Annotated in this window: 16 protein-coding genes; 7 read left to right on the top strand and 9 right to left on the bottom strand. The window is 70.1% G+C overall.

Annotated features, from left to right (window positions below):
• Positions 1–62 precede the first annotated feature (62 nt).
• The 4 genes from MED15_RS03435 (at position 63) to MED15_RS03420 (ending at position 4,011) form a co-directional block, all read left to right on the top strand.
• Positions 63–1,091, top strand: a complete 1,029-nt coding sequence (locus MED15_RS03435; RefSeq protein ID WP_112583531.1) for an NBR1-Ig-like domain-containing protein — start codon at positions 63–65, stop codon at positions 1,089–1,091.
• A gap of 208 nt (positions 1,092–1,299) precedes the next feature.
• The gene (locus tag MED15_RS03430) at positions 1,300–2,163 is read left to right on the top strand and encodes a peptidoglycan-binding domain-containing protein (protein ID WP_112734765.1); all 864 of its coding nucleotides are present in this window, start codon (positions 1,300–1,302) and stop codon (positions 2,161–2,163) included.
• 33 nt (positions 2,164–2,196) lie between these two features.
• Positions 2,197–3,081 (top strand): peptidase inhibitor family I36 protein, encoded by an 885-nt coding sequence (locus tag MED15_RS03425; protein WP_112733153.1) that lies wholly within the window; start codon positions 2,197–2,199, stop codon positions 3,079–3,081.
• A gap of 6 nt (positions 3,082–3,087) precedes the next feature.
• Positions 3,088–4,011: a peptidase inhibitor family I36 protein gene (locus tag MED15_RS03420; RefSeq protein ID WP_112734764.1), complete on the top strand. Its 924-nt coding sequence runs from the start codon at positions 3,088–3,090 to the stop codon at positions 4,009–4,011.
• 78 nt (positions 4,012–4,089) lie between these two features.
• Here the strand turns inward: MED15_RS03420 and MED15_RS03415 are convergent, their stop codons facing one another.
• Genes MED15_RS03415 through MED15_RS03405 form a run of 3 tightly spaced genes read right to left on the bottom strand, consistent with a single transcriptional unit; the run spans position 4,090 to position 9,761 of the window.
• On the bottom strand, positions 4,090–6,963 hold the full coding sequence (locus MED15_RS03415; RefSeq protein ID WP_112734763.1) for an FAD-binding and (Fe-S)-binding domain-containing protein: 2,874 nt from the start codon (positions 6,961–6,963) through the stop codon (positions 4,090–4,092).
• Between the two features lie 24 nt (positions 6,964–6,987).
• Positions 6,988–8,184, bottom strand: coding sequence for an anhydro-N-acetylmuramic acid kinase (locus MED15_RS03410; RefSeq protein WP_112734937.1), 1,197 nt, complete (start codon positions 8,182–8,184; stop codon positions 6,988–6,990).
• A gap of 11 nt (positions 8,185–8,195) precedes the next feature.
• Complete coding sequence (locus MED15_RS03405) at positions 8,196–9,761, bottom strand: sodium:solute symporter (RefSeq protein WP_112727094.1); 1,566 nt, start codon at positions 9,759–9,761, stop codon at positions 8,196–8,198.
• A gap of 195 nt (positions 9,762–9,956) precedes the next feature.
• Between MED15_RS03405 and murQ the strand changes: the two genes are divergently transcribed.
• Complete coding sequence (gene murQ / locus MED15_RS03400) at positions 9,957–10,850, top strand: N-acetylmuramic acid 6-phosphate etherase (protein ID WP_112583537.1); 894 nt, start codon at positions 9,957–9,959, stop codon at positions 10,848–10,850.
• Positions 10,851–11,078: 228 nt separating this feature from the next.
• Here the strand turns inward: murQ and MED15_RS03395 are convergent, their stop codons facing one another.
• From MED15_RS03395 to MED15_RS03380, 4 genes are all read right to left on the bottom strand, one after another.
• Positions 11,079–11,363 carry a hypothetical protein gene (locus MED15_RS03395; RefSeq protein ID WP_112583538.1) on the bottom strand — a complete coding sequence of 95 codons (285 nt, stop codon included), beginning with the start codon at positions 11,361–11,363 and terminating at the stop codon, positions 11,079–11,081.
• A 13-nt stretch (positions 11,364–11,376) separates the two neighbouring features.
• Positions 11,377–12,219, bottom strand: coding sequence for a hypothetical protein (locus tag MED15_RS03390; protein WP_112734762.1), 843 nt, complete (start codon positions 12,217–12,219; stop codon positions 11,377–11,379).
• 200 nt (positions 12,220–12,419) lie between these two features.
• Positions 12,420–13,658, bottom strand: a complete 1,239-nt coding sequence (locus MED15_RS03385; protein WP_112727096.1) for an MFS transporter — start codon at positions 13,656–13,658, stop codon at positions 12,420–12,422.
• A gap of 75 nt (positions 13,659–13,733) precedes the next feature.
• On the bottom strand, positions 13,734–14,399 hold the full coding sequence (locus tag MED15_RS03380) for a DNA alkylation repair protein (RefSeq protein ID WP_112734761.1): 666 nt from the start codon (positions 14,397–14,399) through the stop codon (positions 13,734–13,736).
• A gap of 110 nt (positions 14,400–14,509) precedes the next feature.
• Between MED15_RS03380 and MED15_RS03375 the strand changes: the two genes are divergently transcribed.
• A complete protein-coding gene (locus MED15_RS03375; protein WP_112583542.1) occupies positions 14,510–15,223 on the top strand; it encodes an alpha/beta fold hydrolase in 714 nt (237 codons plus the stop codon).
• A 62-nt stretch (positions 15,224–15,285) separates the two neighbouring features.
• Here MED15_RS03375 and MED15_RS03370 read toward each other — a convergent pair whose 3' ends face one another.
• The gene (locus MED15_RS03370; RefSeq protein WP_244220381.1) at positions 15,286–15,750 is read right to left on the bottom strand and encodes an Ig-like domain-containing protein; all 465 of its coding nucleotides are present in this window, start codon (positions 15,748–15,750) and stop codon (positions 15,286–15,288) included.
• 257 nt (positions 15,751–16,007) lie between these two features.
• Positions 16,008–17,234 carry an RNA-guided endonuclease InsQ/TnpB family protein gene (locus tag MED15_RS03365; protein WP_244220342.1) on the bottom strand — a complete coding sequence of 409 codons (1,227 nt, stop codon included), beginning with the start codon at positions 17,232–17,234 and terminating at the stop codon, positions 16,008–16,010.
• A 283-nt stretch (positions 17,235–17,517) separates the two neighbouring features.
• Between MED15_RS03365 and MED15_RS03360 the strand changes: the two genes are divergently transcribed.
• Complete coding sequence (locus tag MED15_RS03360) at positions 17,518–17,910, top strand: YybH family protein (RefSeq protein WP_112588689.1); 393 nt, start codon at positions 17,518–17,520, stop codon at positions 17,908–17,910.
• The last annotated feature ends 111 nt before the right edge of the window (positions 17,911–18,021 follow it).

Below are 18,021 nucleotides of genomic sequence, written 5' to 3'. Positions count from 1 at the left end.
CGTTCGGTACCCTCTGACACGCTCTGACAACGCCTGACAACGTCGTCTGACATGGGGGAGTGATGAAGGACCAGCGTGCCGCCGCTCAGTCGACTCAGGACAGACAGGCCGCCGAGAGGTTCGCCGAACAGCTACGCGCCCTGCGGACCGCCGCCGGTGACCCGTCGTTCCGCAAGATGGCTGGGCGGTCGGGTCGGATCTCGCACACCACCCTGCACGAGGCCGCTGCCGGGACCAGGTTCCCTTCCTGGGAGACCGTGCGGGAGTTCGTCAGAGCCTGCGAGGCGGACGAGGTCCAGTGGCGGCGTCGCTGGGAGGACGCGCAGCGCCCCGGGACGGTCCACGGCATCGCGGATGGCGATGCCGCGCCGGTCAGTACCGATTCCCCGACCGGCGCCGACATCCCGATCACCACGGGTGGAATGGAACCCGACACCGGGACCGACGCCCCGGAGACCCACGGGCCCGTCGTGTCCGTCGTCCCCCTGCCGTCGCCTGAGGAGCGGAACGCGCTGCGGAGCACTGACTATCCGCCGACCGACGAGGACGTCGCGGGCGCACGGCGGCCCCGGCTGCCATGGCTCGCCGCAGCCGCGGTGCTCCTGGTGGTGGCGATGGTCGCCGTCCTGGGCGTCGTCGTCCGCGGCCGGTCGTCACGGGACGACTCCGGCGCGGTGGCGGCGTCGTCCGCACCGTCGGTGTCGCCGTCGGCCTCAGCGTTCTCGGATTCGCTGATCCCCGGCGACTCCAGCAAGTTCATCTCCGACGTCACCATCCCCGACGGCACCCGGGTGCGGGTGAACTCCCAGTTCGTCAAGGTGTGGGCCCTCAAGAACGTGGGGAAGGTCGCCTGGCACAACCGCTTCCTCGCCCGCACCAACCCCACCGCCGATGCCGACGGCTGCCGGGTGCCGGACCGGGTGGCGATCGGTGACACACCGCCCGACGAGCAGGTGATGATCAGTGTCGAGGTCACCGCGCCGAGCCGTCCCGGGAAGTGCTGGGTGAGCTGGAAGATGGTCGACGAGAACGGGCAGGAGTTCTTTCCCACCCGCCGGCCGGTGTACTTCATGGTCACCGTCACCGCCTGAGTGCGCCCCCCGGTCGCCCTGGCCGGTGTAAGAGCGGCGATCGCTCAATGTCAGTCCCGGGTGCCACCAAAGCTGACAACAGCACATCCATCGAGGTCGGGGACGGCCTGACGGATCTGACAGGACAGTAGGGGTACCGAACAGCAGGCCGTTTCTCGCAAGGTGATGTCCGTTCCGAACGACTCACCAACTGCGAGGAGGATCGACAGTGCGCCGTCCCTGGTTATCCGTCGGGCTCGCCGCGCTCTGCGTGGCCGTCGGGGTTCCGGCCCACGCGTGGGCCGCGACATCCGGCGCCACAGCGCAGCGAACCGTCACCACGGCCGCGCGGCCGGTCGTGGACATGGAAGCCACCGTCCTGGCCGCCCAGATCGACCCCCGCCGGGCGGACAACACCCTGACACTGGGCGCGAAGAACTCCGTACTCGCCGTCGAGCAGGCGCTCCAGGCCCAGAACCTGCTCAACGCGCAGTGGGTCGACGGCTACTTCGGCACCCAGACGGTCTCGGCGTACGCGGCGTACCAACGCTCGCTCGGCTACACCGGGCTTGCCGCGAACGGGCTGCCCGGCACGACGTCGCTGACGAGGCTCGGGCAGAACCGCTACACGGTCGGCAACCCGATCGGCCCGGGCGGGAAGGTTTCACGTGACGGGTACGTCGTCAACGCCCGTACGCAGGCCATGTTGGCCGAGACGCAGCGTCTGCTCGGCTACACCCTGGTGCTCGACCAGGGCTCGTACAACCCGGGCGGCGACCCCACCTCGGCCGGTACGCACGACGGCGGGGGTGTGGTGGACATCGCCGTCACCGGCATGACCGCTGCCAAGCGCACCGCCGTCGCCCGGGCCCTGCGCCAGGTCGGCTTCGCGGCCTGGGTCCGTAACCCGAATCAGGGCGACTGGCCGTGGCACATCCACGCCACGGCGATCAACGACACGGACCTGTCCAGCCAGGCGCAGCACCAGGTCGGCGACTACTACCTCGGCATGAACGGCCTGGCCAACCAGGGACCGGACGACGGCCCCCGGGTCCCGATCAAGACCTGGGAGCAGTACCAGCGCGGGCAGTGACCCGCACCCCCTCACCGTTTCTGAAAGGACACCATGAACATCCGTAAGAGCCTCGCCGCCGTCGGCGTCGCGCTGGCCGCGACCACCTCTATCCTCAGCGTCGCATCACCCGCGTCGGCGGCGGCCCGAGACGGGGTCTGCGACAGCGGCGAATTCTGCTACTACTACAACAGCGACAACGCCGGGTCGATCTCGGACTTCACCGGTTCGCTCGACGACTACGGCACCGAGCAGCCCTCGTGCTACGACTTCAAGGGCGCTGGCGCTGGCAAGGGCCTGTGCATCAAGAACGAGGCCGCCTCGGTCTGGAACCGCAGCACCAAGACCGTACGCGTCTACTACAACAGCGGCTACGCCGGTTCTTACCAGGACTTCGCGGCCGGTGCCAAGGGCAACCTCAACGCCACGCTGAAGAACAACAACGCCTCGCACCAGTTCTCGCCGTCGACCCGCACGAACCTGTCGTACGCCCTGTACCAGGCCAGCGGTGGCACTGTCACCTGCGCCTTCGACGGTTACACCACCACGCCCGGCCGGCACGAGGGCATCGACATCGCCCGCAGCGTCGGCTCGGACGTGCGCGCCCTGGTCTCCGGAACGGTCATCTACGTCGCGCGGGGCAACACCGGCAGCGGCGGCCTGTCCACGATCTCCGTCTACAACTCTTCGCTCAACAAGTCGGTGATCTACCTGCACACCGCGCCGAAGTCCGGGGTGAGCGTGGGCGACGCCATCAGCAAGGGCGAGATCATCGCCGATGAGTCGTGGCACGGGGTGTCCTCCAGCTCGGGCGCGCACACCCACGTCGAGGTCCGGGCCGGCCGGCAGACCCACGCCGCCGTCAGCGTCGGCGACCCCACCCTGGACAACGCCGACCCGACTTCGTTCTGGAACTCCCAGGGCTACAACGAGAAGTAGGACGCCATGAATATCCGCAAGGGCCTCGCCGTCGTCGGCGCCGTCCTCGCCATGTCCACCTCCATCCTGAGTGTCGCGTCGCCGGCAGCGGCGGCGGCACGGGACGGAACCTGCGACAGCGGCGAGTTCTGTTACTACTACAACAGCAACCAGGCCGGCTCGGTCTCCGACTTCACCGACTCACTGGACGACTACGGTACGACCCAGCCGACCTGCTACGACTTCAAGAGTGCGGGCAGCGGCAAGGGCCTGTGCGTGAAGAACAACGCCGCGTCGGTGTGGAACCGCACCGACAAGACAGTGCGGGTCTACTTCAACAGCAACTTCGCCGGTGCGACCCAGGACTTCGCGGCCGGGACGAAGGGCAACCTCAACGCCACGCTCAAGAACAACAACGCCTCGCACGAGTTGCTGAGCGGGCCGACGGGCTGTAGCACCGACGGCACCAACAGCAAATTGCCCAGCACCATCCTCGTCTACCGGGTCGGTCTCGGGCGCGTCGACCGGGTCGACTTCAAGACGTACGTCAAGAACGTCCTCCCCAACGAGTGGATCACGAGCTGGCCGGCCGCCTCGCTGGACGCCGGTGCGATGGCCGTCAAGAGCTACGGCTGGTACTGGGCCCTGCACTCGACCCGGAAAACGTCCGGCGGACAGTGCTACGACGTTCGTGACGACACCGGCGACCAGGTCTACCGGCCGTCGTCGGCGGTCTCGTCTACGTCCGCGGCGGTGGACCGTACGTGGTCGGCCCGGATGACCCGCAGCGGCAACATCCTGCGGGCGCACTACTGCGCGACGACGACCGCATGCAGTGGTTGGGTGGACGGGGACTGGATGTCGCAGTACGGCTCGCGTGATCTCGCCAACGAGGGCAAGAACTACCAGGCGATCCTGCGCTACTACTACCGCGACATCGCGCTCTCCTGAGGTACCGCACCAACCGCACCAACCGCGCCGCCCGCCGCAGCTCTGCGGCGGGCGGCGCGCTCATGGGTACGGCACCGGCTACGCCGGCGGCTCGACCGCCTCGACGAGCACCTCGAGCACGTGCCGGTACGGCTGGCCGGTGGCCCGGCTCATGCCCATCTCGCAGGTGCGGTTGCAGGAGGCGTACGCGTCGTGGTCGCGCTGATTGATCTCGGCGGCCTGCGCCGCGGTGGCGCCGGCCGTGACCTCGGGGTGCAGCAGCCCCCGGTCACCGGCGAAGGCGCAGCACCCCCAACTGTCCGGCACGGTGACGGTGTGGGCGACCGCCCCGGCCACCGCGCGCAGGTCGTCGACGCCGCCCAGGTGCACTGTGGAGCAGGTGGGGTGCAGGGCCAGCGAGCCCAGTCGCCGGGGCTGCGGCAGCACCGGCAGGAGGTGCTCGGCGGTGAAGGTCACGCTGTCGACGAAGCGCAGCGCGCCGTACCGTGCCCGGTCCTCCTCGGCCAGCGCGGCGGTCAGCTGCGTCAGTCCGTGCGTGCACGATGACGCGTCGCACACGACGGGCAGGCGACCCTCGTCGCTGGCCACCCAGAGCGCGGCCAGCGTCCGCTCGGCCATCTCACGGTGGCCGGCGGGGTAACCCTTGGACTGCCACGGGGTTCCGCAGCACAGGCCCGCCGTGCCGGTCGGTACGACGAGCGGCACCCCCGCCAGTTCGCAGAGGCGCAGGAACGCCGCTGCGGAACCGCCGGACGAGCCGTCCTCGGGTGCGAAGAGGCTGCCGACGCAGGCCGCGAAGAACACCGCCCGGGCGTCCGACGCGCTGCGCGGGGTGGGGCGGGGTGCGCCGGCGCGCGGCATGTCGTCGCTCCACAGCGGCACGAGTTCGGTGGCGCCGAGCCCACGGATCGCCTTGGTGGCGGCGCGGGTCACCGGCGTCGGCACGGCGTGCGCGGCGGTCAGTCCCGCCCGGACGCCCGTCACGGCGGCCTGCCAGTGCCGGGCGGCAGTGCGGGCGGTGCGCTGGGCGCGAGGGGTGTGCCGCTCGGCGCGTAGCCGTTTCATCGCCGCCCCGGTGTCGATGCCGACCGGGCAGGCGGTGACGCAGAGGCTGTCCGCGGCGCAACTGTCCACCGCGGCGTACTCGTAGTCGGCGGTCAGCTCCCGCCGGCGCTCCTCGTCGCCGGCGGCGGTGGCGAGGGCGATCTGCCGTTGCAGGACGATGCGCTGCCGGGGCGTGGTGGTGACGTCGGCGGTGGGGCAGACCGGCTCGCAGTAGCCACACTCGACGCAGGCGTCCAGCTCAGGGTCGACCGTCGGGACGGCCTTGAGCTGCCGCAGGTGCACTGTCGGGTCGTCGTTGAGCAGCACACCGGGGTTGAGCAGGCCGCTCGGGTCGCACAACCGCTTGAGTTCGCGCATCACGTCGTACAGCTCGTCGCCGTACTGCCGGCGGACGAAGGGCGCCATGGCCCGGCCGGTGCCGTGCTCCGCCTTGAGTGTCCCGCCCTCGGCGAGCACCAGGTCGACCATGTCGTCGGTGAACCGGGCGTAGCGGTCGATCTCGGCCGCTGTGTCGAAGGACTGGGTCAGCATGAAGTGCAGGTTGCCGTCCCGGGCGTGTCCGAAGATCACCGCGTCCGGGTAGCCGTGCCTGTCGAACAGACGGATCAGCCCGTCGCAGGTGCCGGTCAGGCGCGGCATCGGCACCGCGACGTCCTCCAGCAGGGCCGTGGTGCCGGGCGGGCGGGCCCCGGCGACAGCGGTGTAGAGGCCCTTGCGCAGGTGCCAGAGGTTGGCCCGTTCGCGCGGGTCGCGGGTCAGCTCGGTGCCGGTGACGGCCCGCAGCCGGTCGAGTACGGGCCGGGCGTCGGCCAGCGTCGCGGCCAACTGCTCCGCGCTGTCCTCGGCGAACTCCACCAGCAGCGCGGCGTGGCCGGTGACCGTCAGCCCGCGCAGGGCCGGGCTCGCACCCGGGTCGCGCTGACTGACCCGCAGCGCGGCCGCGTCGAGCAGTTCGGCGGTACGGGCGCCGGCGGCGAGCAGGGCCGGCAGCGCGTCGGTGGCGTCGGTGAGACCGGGCAGGATCAGCAGGCCGGTGGCGGCGTGGTCGTGGATCTCGACGGTACGGAAGACCGCCTCGGCCACGAAGCCGAGCGTGCCCTCGCTGCCGATCATCAGGTGGGCGAGCATCTCGACCGGGGTGCTGTGGTCGAGCAGCGAGTTCAGCCCGTACCCCATGGTGTTCTTCATAGCGAACAGCCGCTCGATGGTGGCGCGCGAACCCGGCGTCGATCGCACCCGGTCGCGCAGGCGCAGCAGCCCGGCGTGCAGCTCGGGCTCGTCGGCCCGCAGCCGGTCGTCGGCGTCGCGGGCGCCCGAGTCGACGACGGTGCCGGACGGGAGCACGAAGCGCAGCGACTCCATGGTCCGGTACGCGTTGTCGGTGGTGCCGCAGGTCATCCCGCTGGAATTGTTTGCCACCATGCCGCCCACAGTGCAGGCGGCCTCGCTGGCCGGGTCCGGGCCGAGCCGGCGTCGGTAGCGGGCCAGCCGGGCGTTGGCCTGCCGGATGGTCAGGCCCGGCTGGAGCCGGATGCGGCGTCCGTCGTCGAGGACCTCGGCGTGCCGCCAGTCGGTGCGGACGTCGACCAGCACGCCCGCGCCGCCGGCCTGCCCGGCGAGGCTGGTGCCGCCGCCGCGCAGGGTCAGCGGCACACCGGCCTCGCGGGCACCGGCCATCAACGCCCCCACCTCGGCGGCCGAGGCGGCGCGAACCACTGCCTGCGGCTCGAACAGGTACGGCGAGGCGTCGTGTGCCGCCGCCAGCCTTCGGGGCAGCTCGGCGCTGGCCCGGCTCGGATCATCGAGGCGCGCGCGCAGCAGTTCGGCGACGGCGCGGGCGCGGGCGCCGGCCGCGGTCGGCGGCGGTACGGGTACGACGGGTCTCATCGGCGGATCCTCCCGGGAGCGGGTTCAGCCGGCCACCGGCGGCACGGCGGGACGGCCGGCGATCAGCAGTCGGCGGGGAGCGGTGCTGGCCGGAGCCGGCAGCCGCAGCGGCTGCCGGCCGGGGGTGATGCTGCCGAGCACGGAGGCGTGTCGCGCGCCGGTGCCCGAGGGCAGGGTGCCCGGCAGCCCGTGCACGGTCAGGTAGCCGAGCAGCGCGAAGGCCAGCGCCTCCTTGGCGTCCGACACGATGCCCAGGTCGTCGCTGGAGGACAGCTCGACGCCGGGCAGCTCATCGGCGATCATGCGCATCAGCGTCGGGTTGTGTGCGCCGCCGCCGGAGACGACGAGCCGGGTGACGCCGTGATCGCGGCAGGCGCCGGCCACAGTGACCGCCGTCAGCCGGGTGAGCGTGGCCAACACGTCCTGCGGGTCCGGTGTGGGCGCGTCGGCGAGGGCGGCGAGCAGGTAGGGCAGATGGAACAGCTCCTTCCCGGTGCTCTTCGGGCCGGGCAGCCGGTAGTACGGCTCGTCGAGCAGCCGCCGCAGCAGCTCCGGGTTCACCTGCCCGGCGGCCGCCCCGCGCCCGTCCCGGTCGTACTCCTCGGTGCCCCCGCTGAAGTGGCGCGCGGCGGCGTCGAGGAGCGCGTTCGCCGGACCGGTGTCGAAGGCGAGCGGGTCCGCGTCGGGAGCGACGACGGTGATGTTGGCGATGCCGCCCAGGTTCAGCGCGGCCGGGACGCCGGGCAGGCCACCCAGCAGCAGCGCGTCGAAGAGGGCGACCAGGGGAGCGCCCTGGCCGCCGGCGGCCACGTCGCGGCCGCGCAGGTCGGCCACGACCGGGAGGCCGGTGGCCTCCGCGATCCAGGCCGGCTGACCCAGCTGGAGAGTGCCCCGAACCGTGCCGGCCTCGACCCAGTGGTGCATGGTCTGCCCGTGCGAGACCACCAGGTCGGCCTCGCCGTCGCACAGCTGGGCGAGGGCCCGCACGCCGGCCTCGGCGAAGGCCTGGCCGATGCCGGTGTCCAGCACGCAGATCGCCTCGGTGGTGGTCGCCGCGGGCGGCAGGGCCGCGGCGATCTGCGTGCGCAACTCGTCGGAGTACTGGTGGCTGAGCCGGCCCAGCGGTCGTATCCGCACCGTGTCGCCGCTCAGCTCGAACTCGGCTGCGGCGGCTTCGATGCCGTCGTAGGAGGTTCCGGACATCAGGCCGATCACGCGCATCACGTCCTCCTTCACGCGCGGCCGGCGGGCGCCGCCGCCGCGTCGTCGTCGACCTCGTCGGTACGTCCATGGTCATACGGAGTCTCCGGGGCCGGGTGGAACCGGCTGGACACCGCGCCGACGACCAGGGTGATCAGGACGCCGATCGGGACCAGCCACTGCGCGGCGATGGCGGTGGCGGTGGTCGTCCCGGCCGTCGTCACATCGATCTTGACGTAGCGGACGATGTAGGTCATCACCGCCACGGTGACCAGGAAGGCGATCACCGCGTCGACCTGGTTGGCCCGCTTGACGAGACGGCCGAGCAGGAAGGCACCGAGCAACGCCCCGTAGGTGTAGCCGGCGATGGTCAAACCGGTCAGGTAGACGTTTCCGGTGCTGGAGCTGAACGCGCAGGCGAAGACCGCCATCAGGACCGCCCAGACCAGGGTCATCACCCGGGCGAGCCGCAGCATCGCGTCGTCGGACGGGACCTTGCGGAAGAAGCTGTGGATGAAGTCGGCGACTGTGGAGTTCGACATCGAGTTCAGCGCCGAGGACAACGAGCCCATCGCGGCGCCGAGGATGCCGGCCACCAGCAGACCCGAGATGCCCACCGGCAGGGCGTGCAGGATGAAGCTCGGGTAGAGGTTGTCGCTGCTGGCCAGGCCGAGTTCCTTGAAGGTCTGACCCTTGTTGTACGACCACAGCAGCGCCCCGACCAGGGAGAACGCGGCGAACTGGATCACCACGAAGATGCCCGAGGAGATCATCGCCTTCTGCCCCTCGCGCAGCGTGCGGGTGGACAGGATGCGCTGGACGATCAGCTGGTCCGATCCGTGGCTGGCCATCGCGAAGATCGCGCCACCGATGATCGCGGTCGGCAGGGCGAACGGGCTGGTGAGCACGTGCGAGAGGGCGAAGTTGGTGTCGAAGAGCTGGAACTTGCCGGCGTCCAGCGCCTGCGAGTAGCCGTCGAAGCCGACGGCGTGACTGAGCACCGCGATGGCCAGGATCGCCCCGCCCAGGTACAGCCCCATCTGGATGGCGTCGGTCCAGATGACCGCCTTGATGCCACCGAGGTAGGTGTAGACCACAGTGATGAGCGTCAGCACGATGATGATGGCCTGGTAGCCGACATTCAGCCCGAACTCGTCGAGAAGAAGCTTGATGGGGATGGCCGAGGCGAACAGCCGCACACCCTCGGCGAGCAGGCGGGTGAAGACGAACGTCACCGACGCCAGCCCCTGAAGTTTCAGGCCAAACCGCTCACCGAGGTACTGGTAGGCGCTGACGAACCCACCCCGCTTGTACAGCGGGATGAGCACTGCGGCCACGACGACCCGACCGATGACGTAGCCCATGGCCAGCTCGACGTTGCCGAAGCCCTGACCGCTGTAGGCGCCGCCGGGAACACTGATCACGGTCAGGACGCTGGTCTCGGTGGCGACCACGGAGAACGAGACGGTCCACCAGGGCAGTCGACCCTCGCCCACGAAGTAGTCCTTGGCGGACTTCTGTTTACCGGACAGGCGTAGTCCGACGTAGGCGATCACCACGAGGTACAGCACGATCACAACGAGGTCGAGTTGACGCACGGCTCGCTCCCTACCAGCGGTTGTCAATAAGTGACGTTAGCCGAGAGTAACGCGAAACTTTTTGCCACCGCCCGTGCGGGCTGGTTACGCTGTGGTTTCAGCCTGCTGATACGGGGACTGTTCGCAGCTGCGCCCTCGGCCTGGCCTCTCCCCGCTGGCCGGCGACTGCACACCAGCGAGAGGAACGAGCACCCCGTGGACCTCAGCACCCTCGGCACCGAGACCCGCAACGACAAGACCGGCGACCTCGACCGGATGTCTCCCACCGAGTTGCTTCTCGCGATGAACGACGAGGACCAGACGGTCGCCGACGCCGTCCGACGGGCCGTGCCGGACATCGCCGCCGCCGTCGACGTCATCGTGGCGTCGCTCCGTCAGGGCGGACGGCTGATCTACCTCGGCGCGGGCACCAGCGGCCGGATCGGCATGCTCGACGCCGTCGAGATCCCACCCACCTTCGGTACGACGCCCGAGCGGGTCATCGGTCTGCTCGCCGGCGGGGCACGAGCCTTCGGCGTCGCCGTCGAGGGCGCGGAGGACGACCCGACCCGCGCCGTCGCCGACCTCGACGCAGTGGGCCTGACCGCCCGCGACACGGTGGTCGGTCTCGCCGCCAGCGGCCGTACCCCGTACGTGGTGGGTGGGTTGGATCACGCCCGCGCGCTGGGCGCGGCGACCGTCTCGGTGGCCTGCAACACCGACGCGGTGACCAGCCGGCACGCCGACGTCGCCATCGAGGTGCCCACCGGCCCCGAGGTGCTCACCGGCTCCACCCGGCTCAAGGCCGGCACCGCCGAGAAGCTGGTCTGCAACATGCTCTCGACAGCCACGATGGCCCGGCTCGGCAAGGTCTACGGCAACCTGATGGTGGACATGAACGCCACAAACGAGAAGCTCGTCGACCGGGCACGGCGGATTGTCGCCGAGGCCGCCGACACCGACCTCGACACGGCGGCGCGGGCGCTCGCGGCGGCGCACGGGCACGCCAAGACCGCCATCGTGCTGCTGTTGGCGAACTGCACCGCCGAGGAGGCCGCGGCCCGGCTGCGCGCCGCCGACGACGACGTCCGGGCGGCCGTCGCTGCCTGACCCAGGGGGTTGCGGTGGGCGCAGCCGGCGGTCGGCGGTGACCGTTGGTCACCTCGGCCGGAGCGGATGCCATATTGAGCGATATACCTAGGAGTCATATATATGCCTCTGAGGTATATCGCCCAACAGCACATCGACATGGCGATCCAGCCGTTGCGGACGCAGCCGGCCGGTTGCCGGCGCGTGACCGAAGCGCCCCGTCCATATCGGACGGGGCGCTTCGTGGTGTCAGTCGAGCTGCGTGTCTGGAACCGTTCGGTCCTCGTCCGCGTCGCCGTCGGGGGAGTTGGCCAGCTCGATCCGGGGGGACCGATCCGGGGGGAGGTGGGCGAAGTCGGCGATGACGACGACATCCACCTCTCCGTCGATCATCGTCTGCTCGACGGTCTCCCACGAGGCCCGCATGATTCCTGCGAATCGGTAGGAGTGTCGGCGAAGGTGGCTGAGACACCTCGCGACGGCGGGCTCCGACGGCTCGATGTGGGCGGGAATCCAGATTACGGCGATTTCCATGAACCTCTCCTGATCAACGTCGTGGACGCGAGTGGGTGATCAGGAGTTGTCGGGGCGGGGGAGGACCCCGTTCGACGGGACGGCTGGTAGCGCGCCTGTCGACGGCGGTGACGGTGAGCCCCGGGCGCAGCGGCGAGGTGGGCGGCGATGCTGCGGCTGTCGACGTGGGTGAATCAGCGCCGCCGGTGCCGACACCGGTCGGTGTCGACGCGAGCGCCAGCACGAACGCCGGTGGCCCCGGCGCGGGACGGGCGGGCGGGTTGGGCCGCTGTCCGGTGACGGCGGTCATCGTCGCCCGTGCCTGCTCCGACGCCCGGCCATCGGACGTGCCGCCAGCGCCCCCCCGGGACACCGTCGCCGGTACGCGCGTCGACGGTGCCGGCGATGGCGGCGAGGCCACCCGTGCTCCCGGGGAAGCCGAGGCGGATGGTGCCGGTGGGGTCTGCGGCAACGACGACGGGGTACCGGCCGGCCGACTTGGCCGGGCGGTGGAGGGCTTGGCCGACGGCGTCGGCACCGCAACGGCCGACGGCAGCGGTAGCGGGTCCGTCGACGGCAGGGGTAGCGGGTCCGCCGACGGTAGAGGCACGGGCAGAGAGACGACAGCGGTCGGCAGGGGCAGGGGGACGGTCAGCTGCACCTCGACCACGTCGGCCACCGAAACCTTGATGGCCTCCGGCGAGGTGGCGACCTCCACCAGCGGGAGCCGCGACGGCGATGGGGTGTCGGCGTGGGCGGGGTCGGCACCAAGAGCCGCGCCGAGCGCCACCGCGCCGAGCGCCACCGCGCCGAGCGCCACCGCGCCGAGCGCCACCGCGCCGAGCGCCACCGGGGGGAGGCTGTGCCTCAGCCGCATCAGACGGAGGCTGTCGGCAGCGGTGTCGCCAGCCCTGCCCGGTCCGGCTCACCGGTCCGGTGCCGCTGGCCGAGCAGTCGCCCCTCGCACCCTGCCGTTCCCTCCATGCGCGGGTTCTTGCCCCGGCAGATGGCCGGCTACACCTTCCGTCGATATCTGCACCAAGCAATGTGGACGGACCTGTAGTGCACCTGGTCGATTTACACCCGAACTTCGGTCGGTGTCGGCGTGGGGTCAAGCGGCAGGTCACGCAGTCGGCGGATCGGCGTCGACAGGTAGATGATCGGGGACAGCACGGTGAGCGCCCCGAAGATCAACAGGGTGGTACGGGCACCGAGTGGCCCGGCCAGGATGCCGGCGAGCAGGCCGCCGACCGGGATGGCACCCCAGGAGACGAACTTGACCGTGGCGATCACCCGGGACAGCAGTTCCGGTGGGCTGGCGAGCATCCGGTAGGTGCGGGTGGTCACGCTGAGCACCACAGTGGAACTCGCGAAGATGACGTTTCCGAGGGCGAAGGCCAGGAACGCGGTGGTGCCGGTGCCCAGCGGGATGATGAGCGCGCCGGCCACACCGACGAAGGCCGCGATGATCAGGCCGCGTGCGGTGCCGAACCGATCGGTGAAGCGGGTCGTCAACGCCGCGCCGATGAGCGCGCCGAGGCCGTCGGCGGCGATCAACAGCCCGACCATGAGCGGCGATGCGTGCAGCTCACGCATCAGGTAGAACGGGAACAGGGCGAGCATGGCGCCGTTGACGAAGTTCGTCGCGGTGGCGTCCCACATGGCCGGTCCGATGATCGGATGCCGGAGCACGAAGTGCCAGCCCTCGCGGATCATCGTGATCATCGGCGGCCGCTCGGCCGGTCGCTGCACCCGCCGGGCCGGCAGGGTGCGCAGCAACGTGGCGGAGAGCAGGTAGCTGACGGCGTCCACGAACAGCGTCGGCACCGCGCCCAGCAACTGCACCGCGAGACCGCCCAGGGATGGCCCGCCCAGCGCGTTGGCGGCGTGCGTGCCGGAGGTGAGGCTGTTGCGGGCCTGCAACTGCGCGGCCGGCACGATCTCCGGCAGGAAGGTCTGGTTCGCCACGTCGAACAGCACGTTGGCGAAGCTCACCACCAGGGCGACCGCGATCAACTGGGCCACCGTCAGCATGTCGAACCACCAGGCCAGCGGGGCCGACGCGATGGCGAGGGCCCGGACCAGATCCAGGGCGACCTGCATGCCGCGCAGCGGCAGGCGCTGCACGATCACGCCCGCCGGCAGGCTGATCAGAAGGTACGCCAGATAGCTCGCCGCCGTGATCAGACCCATCTCGAAGGCCGACGCGTGGAGCACTGTCAACGCGGTCAGCGGTAGGGCCAGTGTGCCGACCGCCGAGCCGAGTTGGCTGGTCGTGCCGGCGACCCACCACCGCCAGAATGCAGTAAGTCTCATAATGGAACTCACTATAGGGGCGCACGGGAGACGACGTCGACCCCGCCGATGCGGGATCGACAGACAATTCGCTGCCTATCGCGCTCGGCGCACCATCTCGCTGATCCAGGTGGGAGCGAACGGAGACGTACAGCCGGGGGAGGTGGGGTAGTCCTTGAGCACCTCAAGGCGTTCGCCGATGTCGATCGCCCGGCCGCGGTGCTCGGCGTGCTCGATACCGATCTGCGCCAGGCAGTGGTTCATCGCCCACTGCAGGCGATCCGGCGCGTCCTTCATCTCGGTCTCGATCACATCGAGCAGTCCCGGGAGGTCGAGACTCTCGGGCTTCTTCGTCACGCGTTCGGTGGTCAGCGCCCAGCCGGCACTCGCGACCACGGGATCCGGGTCGGCGAACCAGGCCAGCCGCAGCTCTTCGGAGTGCGGGCTCTTCTTCACCACGTAGTTCAGGAGCCAGTCGTGCACCTTCGGGGCGCGCGCCTCGCGCAACATGACGTCCAGCTCGTCCCGCTCGAACGCCCTGGGACGGCAGATCAGGATTGCCAACAGTCGCGCCGAGGCTCCGCCCGTCGCCCAGAGCTGGCGCGCGAGATCGTGCTGCGTCTTCAGTCGCTTCGCCAATGCCCGAAGCGCGCCGAGGTTCACGCCATGATCGTCGCCGTGTCTGACGTTCACCTCGCGTGTCTTCTGGTCCTCCAGCTGGGCCAGTTCGGCCGTCACCTCGGCCAGCGTCGTCGTAGCCATCGCAGCCTCCTGCCCATCGGGACCGGACGTTTCACACTCGCGTGACGGGTATCCAGGCGTACCAGTGCGACCGGCGGTGAACAGCTTCACGGAGTGAGGGGGCACCTATCATGCCTGATCCACAGCCCACCATCGTGCTCGTGCACGGCGCGTTCGCCGAGTCGGCGAGCTGGAACGGTGTGCTCGAGCGGCTGGGCGCCGGGTACGACTCGGTGGCCGTCGCGAACCCGCTGAGGAGCGTGGCGGGCGACGCCGCGTACGTGCGGGATGTCGTCCGCTGGATCGGCGGTCCTGTCGTCCTCGTCGGCCACTCGTACGGTGGCATGGTGATCACGCAGGCCGCGGCCGGCGACACCTCGGTGCGGGCCCTCGTGTACGTCAACGCCTTCGCGCCGGACACCGGTGAGTCGGCGATGACGTTGTCCGCGAAGTTCCCCGGCAGCACGCTCGCCGACACGCTGGTGCAGTACCCGGTGTCGACCGGCGGCAACGAGGTGGCGATCGGCCAGGAGCAGTACCACGCGCAGTTCTGCGCGGACTCGTCGGACGACGTGGCAGCGCTGATGGCGCGGACCCAGCGGCCGATCACCGAAGAGGGCCTGGGCGGCAAGCTCACCGGCGATCCCGCCTGGCGATCGCTGCCCAGTTGGTTCGTGTTCGGGGACGCTGACAAGAACATTCCCGCCGACGTGCACCGCTTCATGGCCGAGCGGGCCAACCCCCGGGGCCAGCGCGAGGTCGTCGGCGGTTCGCACGCGATGGCGGTGGCCCGGCCGAGCGAGGTCGCCGAGACGATCATCGAGGCGGTTCGGGGCGTGAGCTGACGGTCCGGACGGACCGCTGGCGGTGGGCCGACGACGAGAGGTCGCCGGCCCACCCCTGCTGGCTACCGAACCCGCAGCTGCTGGTGGACCGCCGCGGTGGGGGCGTGGACCCGGTCACCGGAGTAGGCGACGTGCACCGGGTGCACACCTGCGGGCAGCCCGTCGGTCGGCAGCTCGACGACGGCCGCGCCACCACGGAGCGGAACCACCTGGGTGGTACCGCCGAAGGTGACGGCGACCTCGCCAATCACCTTCGGAGCCTTCCGGTGCGGAGACTGTGCCCGTACGTCGACGGTCAGCGTGAACGTGCCACCGCGGACGACCGAGCCGGCGTGGCCTTCGCCTTCACCGCGACCCGTGCCGGACCCGGAGGCGTCAGGGTGACCTGGGCCGAGCGTGACTTTGTCGGATCGACCGCCGACGTCGCCACGACGGTGAGCGACGACGCGGTCTCCGCGGCGCCGAGAGCAGGCCTCTGCGGAGATGGTGGTGCCGGTGGAGGTCGCACCCCGGACCGACCACGTCACCGCCGGGCTCACACCCTCGTTGGTCGTCACCTGGGCGGTGAACTGCCTGGCCCAGCTCTAGCCCGTCGTCAGGTTTACCGCCGCCGGCGTCACCGACACGGAGTCGACCCCCGACCACAGGTGATCCCCGGCGAAGATCGTGAAGGTAAGGGTGGTGGGTGGGTGGGTGGGTGGGTGCGTGACGGGAGGTGTTGGTTTTTCCCAGACGCGGTACCATTGACGTCCTCTTGGCCCTGGAGGGCGAAGCTTCCGGTCTGCTACGTCCCCGAAGGGACGAGCTCCCGGTGGGTTACCGCTTCGCTGCGCGGTGCCGGCACGGATGCCGGTCTTATCTGCGCTCCACGGTCGTTGAGGTCCGCCCGTCCGGCGGCCCTGATGTTCCTGGCGGCGTTGACGTCCCGGTCGTGGTGACTGCCACACGGGCAGACCCACGTACGAACATTGAGCATCATCTTGTCGGTGATCCGGCCGCAGTCCGAGCACATCCGGGTGGACGGGAAGAACCGGTCCACCCGGGCGAAGGTGCGCCCGTAGCGGGCAGCCTTGTACTCCAGCATGGCGGTGAACTGCGCCCACCCGGCGTCGTGTACCGACTTCGCCAGCCGCGTGCGGGCGAGACCGGTCACGCACAGGTCCTCGACGTACACCGCTTGGTTGTCGCGGATGATCGCCGTGGACAGCTTGTGCTGCCAGTCCCGCCGAGTGTCGGCCACCCGCGCATGGGCGCGGGCGAGCTTCACCACAGCCTTCTTGCGGTTGCGACTGCCACGTTGTTTGCGCGACAGGTCCTGCTGCAACCGCTTCAGTTTGCGTGCCGCGCGACGCAGGAACTTCGGCGCGGTCACCTTCGTGCCATCGGACATGACCGCGAAGTGCGTCAGGCCCAGGTCGATACCCACCTCGGACGCGGCCGACGGCAGCGGCTCGTGCGTGCTCTGCACGACGAACGACGCGAAGTACCGACCCGCCGCGTCCCGGATCACCGTCACCGACGTCGGCATGGCGGGCAGTGTCCGCGACCAGCGCACCTGCACGTCGCCGATCTTTGGCAGCCTGAGCCGTCCGTTGTCCAAAACCTTGAACCGGGCGTTGGCCGTGAACCGGATGGCCTGCCGGTTGTCCTTGCGGGACCGGAACCGGGGCGCACCCACCGTGCGGCCCTTACGCTTGCCTGAGACTGAGGTGAAGAAGTTGCGGTAGGCGGTGTTCAGGTCCGCGAGGGCCTGCTGCAACACCACCGACGACACCTCGCCCAGCCACGCGCGCTGCGGGGTGAGTTTGGCCGCCGTGACCTGTCGGGACAGCTCGGCGTCCGTCACATACGGCAGGCCAGCCGCCTGCGCCTGCTGACGTGTGCGCAGCCCATCGTTGAACACCACCCGCGCGCACCCGAACGCCCGCGCCAACGCTTGCTGCTGGCCAGACGTCGGGTAGACGCGGTAGTTGAACCGAAGCTGCACCACCACAGTCTGCCATTGGCTCATGGCTGATTCACGAGACGTCAGCACGAGCAGACACCGTGTCTCCGCCCTGCATGCTCACTTGGTTCTCGTGACGAAGTACCGGCACGAAGTGCTCGCCGACCGGCACGTCACCCGCCTGAAGGAGAGCAGTGTGCGCCGACTTCGAAGCCGAACTGGTCGAGTTCCCGCGAGAACAACCACGTGCACCTGCTGGTCAACTTCCCACCCAAGATGGCACTGTCAAGCTACCCGCGGCCTGCGGGTTTTCCCAGCTGACCGCCGCTCGGATGGCAAGGTGAGGGCCATGGACAGGAAGCACGTCGAGGATTGGCTTGCCACCTACGAGCGGCTCTGGCGGACCCCGGGCACTGACGCGCTGGTCACGCTCTTCACCGAGGACGCGAGCTATCAGCAGGGGCCGTACTGGACGCCCGTCGTCGGCCTGCCGGCCATCGCTCGGATGTGGGAGAAGCAGCGCAAGGGTCCCGACGAGGTGTTCCAGCTGACCACGGAGATCGTCGCGGTCGAGGGTGACACCGCCGTGTCGCGCCAGGAGGTCCGCTACGGCGACCCGGTCGACCAGGAGTACCGCGACCTGTGGGTCATGCGGTTCGCCGACGACGGACGGTGCCGCTCATTCGAGGAGTGGCCGTTCTGGCCGGGGCAGCAGCCCGCCGAGCCGTCCGACGGCTCCTGACCTGAGACGGTTGCGGTGGGGACGCCCCAGCCACCGGGGTAGGGGACCTGACCGACAGGCCGTCGGATGGGTCGCACTACTTACCGTGAGCTGGGGCGTCACCGTGACGAT

This window comes from Micromonospora noduli, assembly GCF_003264475.1.
Taxonomy (GTDB): domain Bacteria; phylum Actinomycetota; class Actinomycetes; order Mycobacteriales; family Micromonosporaceae; genus Micromonospora; species Micromonospora noduli.
This window is presented reverse-complemented; position numbering and strand designations above follow the sequence as displayed.